An 8,772-nucleotide genomic window follows, 5' to 3' on the forward strand; every position below is an offset into this window, starting at 1 on the left:
CCGCAACGCCATCCGCGCCCTGATCGACAAAGTCACTCTCACGCCACGCTTGGACGGCCGCAGCATGGATATCGCTTCGGACGGAAGGCGGAACGGCTCGAAATCATCCAGATCGGCAACGTCACCAGCGGATCGCCGCTCTTCGTCAGCCGCGCGAGATGTTCCTCGTGGTCTCAGAACCTGCCTGCCGCGCCATCACCGCCTCCGCTCGTCCCAATAGATCGTGACTCCCTCGGCAGCGTTTCTCGCGGGAGAATTTTCGTAGCGTACATTTGCAAGCTCTGGACATCATCAGGGGACGGCGCAATGATGCCATTCAATCATGTTAATATTCAGTCTGCATGCGAAGTTTGTATGGATGCTCAGTTAATTCGAGACTTCATGGTCGTCGCCAAAAATCTAAGTTTTACACGCGCGGCCCATGAGCTTGGAACAAGTCAGCCGTTGCTAAGTCGGGCTGTTCGCCGACTGGAAGATTTGGTCGGCGAGGAACTCATTGACCGAACCCGCCGGCAGATCGGGCTGACGCCGGCAGGTTGCGCCTTTCTCAAAGAATGTCAGTCGATCCTGGACAGAGTCGACCTGGCCGTCGCCAGTGCACGCAACGCCGGCCATGGCGCCAATCGCGTCTTGCGGATCGGGGTCACAGAGGCAGTTCCGGCAAAATTGCTCCGTCATGGCTTCAATGCGTTCGTTACCCAACGGCCGGAAGTGTCCCTGACAGTCAAGATGATACCCGGCGATGTCCTGACCGACGCGTTGCGCTCAGGCGAACTCGATGCAGGCCTGATACTGTTCAACAATGCCGACAGAAGAGACCTGACATGGCGCACGGTTGCACAATCGCGGCTGGTGCTGGCAGTGCCGTCCGCCTGGAATTTCCCGAAAGATCAGGAGGTTCACCTGGATTCGCTCCGCGATGCACCTTTCGTCCTTTCCGATCCCGTAACAAGCCCCCAAGTCTACGCCACGCAGATTTCGTGGTGCGACGAGGCTGGCTTTCGCCCGCAAAATGTCCGCTATGCGAGCACTTCTTTGGAATCGCGATTTCTCGTTGCCTGTGGTTTGGGGGTCGGCTTCGCCTACGAGAGCAGTCTGGGACCCTCCCGCGACGGTATAGATTTTCTCCCGATCGTGAATTACCTTCAGAATGACGTGCTGGAATTCCATCTCACTTGGCTGGCAGATCGGCCATCGCGACTAGCCCAGGAGTTTCTCAAATGTCTCATCGAGAATGTCCCGCAAACCCAAATCATGTCCTGCGAGCATGGCTTCGAGCTTGATTGGGCACAAGCGACCCCCGGGACATGATTAGGTTCCGTTAGTTTGGCGCCACTCCAAGCAGCCCGCTTGCCAATGTGCCAAGGGACCGAGTTCACGACGCGGGCGATCCTGAAGTGGGCCAGGGAGACTCCTGACCGAGGAGCAGTTCGACAACTTGGCTGACGCTCGGCGCAAACTGGCCGTCTGGCGCTACGATTACTGAAACGCCAGGTCGCGCTCCTCCCTGGCGAGATGAACACTGGCCTTAAGCGCGCTTGACCCTCCTGCAAGATGAAAGCGGCCCACCTGTCGCGCATGTGCCAGTTGTGCAACATGAATATCGATACGGCGCACTTCCGTTATGACCGCAGGCCCAGAGGGGGCAGCTCACTGCTACGCCCGGTGGCGCGCGCGTCAAACCGCGCCTTCATCGACATAACATCCGCGGCGAATGAGCATTCATGCACAATCAGCATGCAAACCGCTCAATAACGCGATTGAATGATATCGTCCTGCGGCTCATCGTTTGCAGCCAAGAACACAGCGTGAGGGGCGAAGGCTAGGGGCGTGTGCAGCGCTGCGCAGGTACAGCCTGGCTTTACGCGGCCAAACGACCCCGTTGTGAGGGAATGGCAGACCCGCCGCTCCCGGATGCGACAGACGGTCACAGAAGAATGAGCGGAGGACATGAAGAGAGAGGGCATCCACTTGGCCAGCGATGAGCAATATCCATCGGCCGAAAGCCTGCTCGAGCAGGCCCGCCAGACGACCGGGTTGGACGACTTCGGTGAGGGCAACTTCCGCGTCGGGCTGGATCATATGCTGACCAGCCTTCGATGCGAGGCCCGCCTTTCCCCCGCCGGTCGGGCCAAGGCAATGACAACCATCAATCGTCGCTTGGCCAACCGTCTGCGGATCGAGGACTATTATCGACGTCATCCCGAAACAGCGACGGAACAGGTCGGCGGTCCGTCGATCGTGACCGGACTGACGCGCACCGGTTCCACCGCGCTTGGCAACATGCTCTCGCTCGACCCGCAGTTCCGTTCGCTTCGCTGGTGGGAGCAGGAACTGCCGGTGCCTCCGCCGGTAGCCGGCGAGGAAGAGAAGGACCCACGCCGGATCGCCTATGCGGCCGAGATCGACCGCATCTATCGTGAAGAACCTGAGTACGCCGCCCAGCATATTCATGAAATCGATGCCTCGGTCGAGGATACCGAGACCCTGGGGCTGGAGTTCGGCGCGCAGGGCATGACCATGCCGATCTTCGGGTATATGGACTGGTGGCGCGAATCCGATCAGCGGGCGACATTCGCCTATCATCGCCGCGTCGTTCAACTGCTCCAGTCGGGCGGCGGATCCAAAAACTGGCTGTTCAAGGCGCCGCATCACAAGTTTCACCTCGACGCGCTGCTCACAGCCTATCCCGATGCCCGTTTCGTGATGACCCACCGCGACCCCGCGAAGGTGGTGCCCAGCTACACCAGTCTGGTGATGCGCAGCGTGTGGGATGCGGAGACCGCCGCCCACCACGATCCGCGCGAAGTTGGCCGCTATGTCTCCAACCACCTCCGGCGCGGCATGGAACGGGCCCTGGAGTCCCGCGAGCGGATCGGAGAAGACCGCTTCATCGACATTCACCATCACGACCTCAACGCCGATCCGCACGGAACGATAGAGCGCATCTACGCCTTCCTCGGCATGGATATAGGGCCGTCGTTCCACGATGCGCTCGACGCCTGGCTGCTGAAGCATCGCAGCGGCGCACATGGCGATCATCGCTACACACCGGAGGAGTATGGCCTCACCGAACAAGGCATTAGGCGCGACTATGCCTTCTACATTGACCGTTTCGACATTCGTACAAGCAAGTGAAATATGCTTAGCGGCGAGAAGATCCTGATCACTGGCCCAGCAGGCAAGATCGCGTGGCATGTGACAAGGTATCTGGCGCGCGACAACGAGGTCTGGGGCATTGCCCGCTTCAGCGACCCGGCCCAGCAGGCAGAAATCGAGGCACTTGGCGTCACCACTCGCAAGGTCGATCTCTACGATTGCGACCTCAGCGATCTTCCCCGCGATTTTACTTACCTCATCCACATCGCGATCAGTTTCGATAATGGCTCTTACGACCGGGCCATCCGCACAAATGCGGAAAGCTGCGGCTTCCTGTTAGAGCATTGCCGCAATGCCAAGGCTGCCCTGGTGATGAGCACGCTCAGCGTCTATCGACCACATCCTGATCCATGGCATGCGTTTCGGGAGGATGAACCGCTCGGCGACATCCTGCAGCCAATTCCCGAGAGCTATTCAATTACGAAGATCAGCGAGGAAGTCGTCGCCCGCTATTGTTCGCGCGCGTTCAACCTGCCGGTCACAATTGCGCGCATGGGCGCTGCCTACGGGCCGCGAGGCGGCTTGCCGATCAGCCATCTCGAAGCGCTACTGGCTGGACAGGAAATCCATCCGCGGTGGGACCCCCTCCCTTACAGCCCGATCCATGGCGATGACATCGCCGAAATGATCGAGCCCCTGCTCGGCGCCGCCGCAGTGCCCGCCCATATCGTCAACTTCTGCGGTGACGAGGCCGTCTCTGCACAACAGTGGATCGCCTACATGGCCGGGCTGATCGGGGTGACACCCAAGGTACTGGTAAAGCCGTCGCCCGGTGCCTCGGTCGGTTCGGTGGGCGACGTGACCAGGCGGCTGTCCATCACAGGACCCTGCCGGGTCACGTGGCAGGACGGATTGCGCCGGGTGATCGAGGAACTGCACCCCGGGCTGATAAAGAATGCGGGAGGGATACAGAAATGAGCGCGTTGCACCCGCGAATTGCGGTCAGCACCCTTTCCACCTGGAACTGGTCGTTGGAGCAGGCGGTAGACCTGTATCAGAGTCTGGGCGTGCCGGGGATCGGTGTCGAATTCAAGAAGGCGGTCGCCGATCCGGATGGCTCTCTGGCTGCGATCCGCAATGCGGGACTGTCCGTTTCCAGCGTGACCGCCGACGCCTTTGGGGCCAGCCTGCTCGCACGGATGGATGCTGACGGGTCGCCAGCGTTGCGTGCGCTCAAGCCCTCGCTCGATTTCGCGGCTGCGGCTGGCGGGAAGCCCTGTTACTTCGTGGGCGGTGCCACGCCGCCCCGCACACCGACCGACGAACTGGTGAACGCGCTTGTTGAAGCCGTCCCGCCAGTCGTGGCTTACGCGAAGGAACTTGGCGTTCCGCTGGCGATCGAGCACAACAATGCCGCAATGCGCGATGCCGGCTTCATCCACACGCTGCACGATTGCATCGAATTCGCCGAGCAGACCGGTATCGGCATCTGCCTTGAGATCCAGAACTGCTGGATCGAACGCCATCTGCCCGAACTGTTCCGGCGCCACCTGCATCGGCTGACCATGGTGCAGGTGAGCGACTTTCTGGTTGGCGAAACCACGCGGCTGAATCGGCGGGTGCTTGGCGACGGTTCGATCCCGCTTGAGTTCCTGCTCGGCGACCTGCTCGCTGCGGGCTACACCGGGATGTTCGAGATCGAGGTTCTGGGCCCAACCGTCGAGGCTGAAGGATATGAGAACTCGTTGCGTCGCAGCCTGGACTGGCTGAACGAACGGCTGGTGAAGTGGGCGGCATGACGTGGCCCGCCCTTGCCCCGCACCTCATTTTCGAGGTTCCGGACCGAGCGACCTCCCATTGGCCGAAGCTCATGAACCGTTTCTCTCATTAAGGCGACGAACCAGCCCGGCCTTATTGTGTAATTTCAGGAAAAGGTGCCACCGATGACCAGCATTCCTATCCGCACAACCACTCCCCTCGCCCCAGGCAGTCTGCCAGGATGGGAAGATCAGATCAGGGCGCTGCTGCCCGTGGGCCAGCGACTGCTCGACAACTGGGGGAGGCCGAACCCGAGCGAGGAAGAAAAGCAGGACCAGTGGATTCTGGGCTTGGCGATGCTGGCGAACGGCTATCTCGGCCATGTCTTCATGGATCCGAAGCGTCCTGTGTTCGCGCCGTACTGGAACATTGCCTTCAACCAGGGCGGCCCCAACCCTGACTTCATCTACGGCTGGAGCGAGGTCGATTCCGACGGAGTCTATCGCATATCCGGATTGCGCGGAACCAACCGGTTTACCGAATTCACGCAGGTGAACCATCGGCTGTGGCCGGAAATCGGCAAGCAGAAGAACCTCAATCCGATTACCAACGACCTTGATCAGCTGACACTGGCCGAGGATGGCTATTTCAGCGTGATCCTGAGTGCGAAACGACCTGAAGGCTACGATGGCGACTGGTGGGAGCTGCGCCAGGACACCGGGGCCCTGCTACTGCGCCGCTGCTCGACCGACTGGCGCAACGAAGTGGATTCCAAGATCGCGATCGAGCGACTGGACCCGGTCGAGACCGCGACTTGGTCCGATGTATCGAAGCGCTGGGCGGAATTGCCGGAATGGATCGTCGGCATGATCTCGTTCATGACCGACCTGGTGAAATGGTACAAGGAACACCATCCCACCAACGGGTTGGAACTGTCCAAGAAGGTAACCCAGTTGGGAGGCCTGCCTAACCAGTTCTACTATGATGGCATCTATGAAATCGACGATGACGAGGCGCTCGTCGTTGAGGTACCGCTGCCGCGCGAGTGTTACTACTGGCAGATGCTCGTTGCTGATGACCGGTTCTGCACGGTTGACTGGATGAACCGGCAAACCAGCGTCAACGACAGGCAGGCCGTGCTCGATGCCGACCGGGTGTTCCGCACTGTGGTTTCCAAGCAGGATCCCGGCGTACCGAACTGGCTGGACAAGGAAGACAACAAGTGGGGCATCCTGCAGATGCGCTTCAATCGCGCCAGCGATGCGCCGGAGGCAAAGGTGACGCGGGTGAAAGTGGCCGATGTGCGGCGCTATCTTCCACCGGAAACGCCGGTCGTCACGCCCGAGCAGCGACGCCAGCAGCTTGCGGCGCGGCGCGAGGCGGCCCAGTTTCGGACCTTTTGGTGAGGAAATCACATTCCCGGCGAGCGCAGCGGCAGTGCCTCGCCGTATCTGCAAGCACCTGCCGGCGCAGATGATGTTGCGCTATCATGCGCCAAACAAAAATGAACGAGCCTGATATTCCGGGCATCCGAGGAGAGCCACCATGGACATGAACGACCTCGTCATCGTCAGCGTCGATGATCACATCATCGAGCCGCCCGACATGTGGGACAATCATCTCAGCGTGCAGCACAAGGCGATTGCGCCGAGGATGGTGCGCGATGCCACCGCCGACTACTGGATCTTTGAAGGCAAGAGGGTTTCGCAGGGCGCAACCAACGCTGTCGTCGGCCGCCCGCGCGAGGAATATGGCTTCGAGCCGACCGGACTCGACCAGATGCGCCGCGGTACATGGGACATCGACGCCCATATCGACGACATGAACGTCAACGGCATTCTGGCGTCGATCAATTTCCCGAGCATCATCTCCTTCGACGGGAGCCTGTTCCTCAAGTACGAAAACAAGGCAGATGCCCGTATCCTCGTTTCGGCCTACAATGATTGGCATATCGACGAGTGGTGCGGAAAGTATCCCGGCCGCAGCATTCCCACCGCCGTGATGCCTATGTGGGATGTGGCAGCGTGCGTTGCCGAGATCGAGCGGATCGCCAGGAAAGGTTGCCACTCGCTCGCCTTCTCCGAAAATCCCACCGCCAAGGGGCTTCCGAGCATCCATGACAGCCATTGGGAGCCATTCTGGAAAGCGTGCGCGGACAATCGCATGGCGCTCAACCTGCACATCGGCACCGGTTTTCTGCCGGCGCACGCCTCGCCGTTGACGCCGATCGATGCGTGGATAACCTCGTTTCCGATGACGATCGCTGCTGCCGCGGCCGACTGGCTGCACCTCGATGCGCTCAATCGTTATCCGCTGAAAATCTCGCTATCCGAAGGCGGGATCGGCTGGGTGCCCTATTTCCTGGAGCGGGCCGAATACACGCATGTGCACCACAGTGCCTGGACGCACGCCAGCTTTGGATCGCGCACACCCACCCAAACCTTCCGCGATCACTTCCTGACGTGTTTCGTGGAGGACAAGTTCGGCCTAAAGAATCTTGAGGAGATCGGTGAGAAGATCGTCGCCTACGAGTGCGATTACCCCCATTCCGATACCCAGTGGCCGCAAGTCCCGGAAAACTTCATGAAAACCGTTGCGGGGCTGACCGATGAGCAGATCGACCGGGTGAGCCACCTCAATGCCCTCGAGTTTTTCGACTATGACGCCATCGGTATCATGGGCGGACGAGCCAACTGCACGGTAGGTGCGCTCAGGGCCAAGGCGACGCATGTGGACGTCGGCGAAGTGCCGCTGGAAGGCGTTGCACCTGTCCAGAAAGGTACGACGCGGCGGGTTACGTCCGGCGATGTAATGGCGATGCAGGCCAAGCTATTCGCGCACGACGAAATGGCGGCCGACGCGTAAGTTAAAGGGCATGACGATTGGCCGGGCTGCTGTCGCCCGTCAGCAACCCGGCAAACAATCCGTGTTGATCGGCGTGCAAAAAGGACCCCGTTAGCGGGGTGATCGGCGTTTAAAAGGGACCCCTCATTTCGATAGCTTACACAGTCGCATGGAAGTTCATGCGGCGAGATCGGGATGTTGGTTTTGGAGACAGTGGTTCGTATCCGGCGTGAGTATGCCGGCGGGAAGGTGATCAAGGCGATCGCGCGTGATCTGCATGTGTCGCGCAAGGTGATCCGCAAGGCGATCCGGGCGCCGGAAGGCGCATTTGATTATCGACGCAAGGTTCGCGCACATGCGGCTGTGCGCATCGCGGGCTGTGTATGTCCGGGTCTATCCACGCGAGACCCAGGAGATGCTGTTCGACGCGCATGCGCGCGGCTTTGCCTTCTTCGGCGGCGTGCGCCGGCGCGGCATCCACGATGATATGAAGACGGCGGTGACGAGCGTGTTCACCGGCAAGGAGCGGGTGTTCAACCGGCGGTTCCTGATCATGGCCGACCATTATATGGTCGAGCCCACGGCCTGCTCGCCGGCGGCGGGATGGGAGAGCCGCAGGCCAACGCCCGCAGGGCGTAACGGTCATGTCGAGAACCAGGTGCAGACGATCCAGGGACGCTTCTTCCAGCCCCGTCTGCGGTTCGCCAGCCTCGAGGAGCTCAATGGCTGGCTGGAAGCTGAGTGCCGGCGCTGGGCCGAACGGCAGGCCCATCCTGAGCAGGGCGACCAGACCGTGGGCAGATGCTGGAGATGGAACGTCCTGCATTACAGTCGATGCTGGGGCCGTTCGAGGGCTTCGACGAGAGCGAGCACGGCGTGCCGGGCAACCTCAGATTTGGCAAGGGTGTTCGTCATCTTCCAGCTCGCGTCGCCAATGCTCTTGCCGGACCGGTTGGCGGAAAACTGCTGTTCATGAGACAATCATAGCGGCGCTAGAGTCGGATGACATTAGATTGATCCGTACCCCGAGTTGGTGAGATAATTGCGGCATTCGGCGGGACTGAAGGTATC

The 8,772-nt window shown here is 60.4% G+C and carries 6 protein-coding genes and 2 pseudogenes; all 8 read left to right on the forward strand.

All coding sequences use genetic code 11. From position 1 onward, the window contains the following. Window positions 1-306: 306 nt before the first annotated feature. Entirely contained in the window at window positions 307-1,311 is a 1,005-nt protein-coding gene (locus ACETPF_RS11085) for a LysR family transcriptional regulator (RefSeq protein WP_373934532.1), read from the forward strand. Window positions 1,312-1,365: 54 nt separating this feature from the next. Continuing rightward, window positions 1,366-1,483, forward strand: a pseudogene (locus ACETPF_RS11090) (IS3 family transposase); the annotation flags it as partial. A gap of 488 nt (window positions 1,484-1,971) precedes the next feature. Beyond that, on the forward strand, window positions 1,972-3,138 hold the full coding sequence (locus ACETPF_RS11095; protein WP_373934533.1) for a sulfotransferase family protein: 1,167 nt from the start codon (window positions 1,972-1,974) through the stop codon (window positions 3,136-3,138). Window positions 3,139-3,141: 3 nt separating this feature from the next. After that, the gene (locus tag ACETPF_RS11100) at window positions 3,142-4,077 is read left to right on the forward strand and encodes an NAD-dependent epimerase/dehydratase family protein (protein WP_373934534.1); all 936 of its coding nucleotides are present in this window, start codon (window positions 3,142-3,144) and stop codon (window positions 4,075-4,077) included. Continuing rightward, window positions 4,074-4,898, forward strand: coding sequence for a sugar phosphate isomerase/epimerase family protein (locus tag ACETPF_RS11105; RefSeq protein WP_373934535.1), 825 nt, complete (start codon window positions 4,074-4,076; stop codon window positions 4,896-4,898). The genes ACETPF_RS11100 and ACETPF_RS11105 overlap by 4 nt, the downstream gene beginning before the upstream one ends. A 144-nt stretch (window positions 4,899-5,042) precedes the next feature. Beyond that, window positions 5,043-6,263, forward strand: coding sequence for a hypothetical protein (locus tag ACETPF_RS11110; RefSeq protein ID WP_373934536.1), 1,221 nt, complete (start codon window positions 5,043-5,045; stop codon window positions 6,261-6,263). 139 nt (window positions 6,264-6,402) lie between these two features. Continuing rightward, window positions 6,403-7,722: an amidohydrolase family protein gene (locus ACETPF_RS11115; protein WP_373934537.1), complete on the forward strand. Its 1,320-nt coding sequence runs from the start codon at window positions 6,403-6,405 to the stop codon at window positions 7,720-7,722. A 174-nt stretch (window positions 7,723-7,896) separates the two neighbouring features. Further along, window positions 7,897-8,574, forward strand: a pseudogene (locus ACETPF_RS11120) (IS21 family transposase); the annotation flags it as partial. Window positions 8,575-8,772 lie beyond the last annotated feature (198 nt).

Origin of the sequence: Sphingobium agrisoli (assembly GCF_041877245.1) — a bacterium.
GTDB lineage: Bacteria > Pseudomonadota > Alphaproteobacteria > Sphingomonadales > Sphingomonadaceae > Sphingobium.

Excerpts from the sequence above, each read along its gene's own strand:
- ACETPF_RS11110 (WP_373934536.1), top strand. The coding sequence starts at position 5,043 with ATGACCAGCATTCCTATCCGCACAACCACTCCCCTCGCCCCAGGCAGT.
- ACETPF_RS11115 (WP_373934537.1), top strand. The coding sequence starts at position 6,403 with ATGGACATGAACGACCTCGTCATCGTCAGCGTCGATGATCACATCATC.
- ACETPF_RS11085 (WP_373934532.1), top strand. The coding sequence starts at position 307 with ATGATGCCATTCAATCATGTTAATATTCAGTCTGCATGCGAAGTTTGT.
- ACETPF_RS11105 (WP_373934535.1), top strand. The coding sequence starts at position 4,074 with ATGAGCGCGTTGCACCCGCGAATTGCGGTCAGCACCCTTTCCACCTGG.
- ACETPF_RS11100 (WP_373934534.1), top strand. The coding sequence starts at position 3,142 with ATGCTTAGCGGCGAGAAGATCCTGATCACTGGCCCAGCAGGCAAGATC.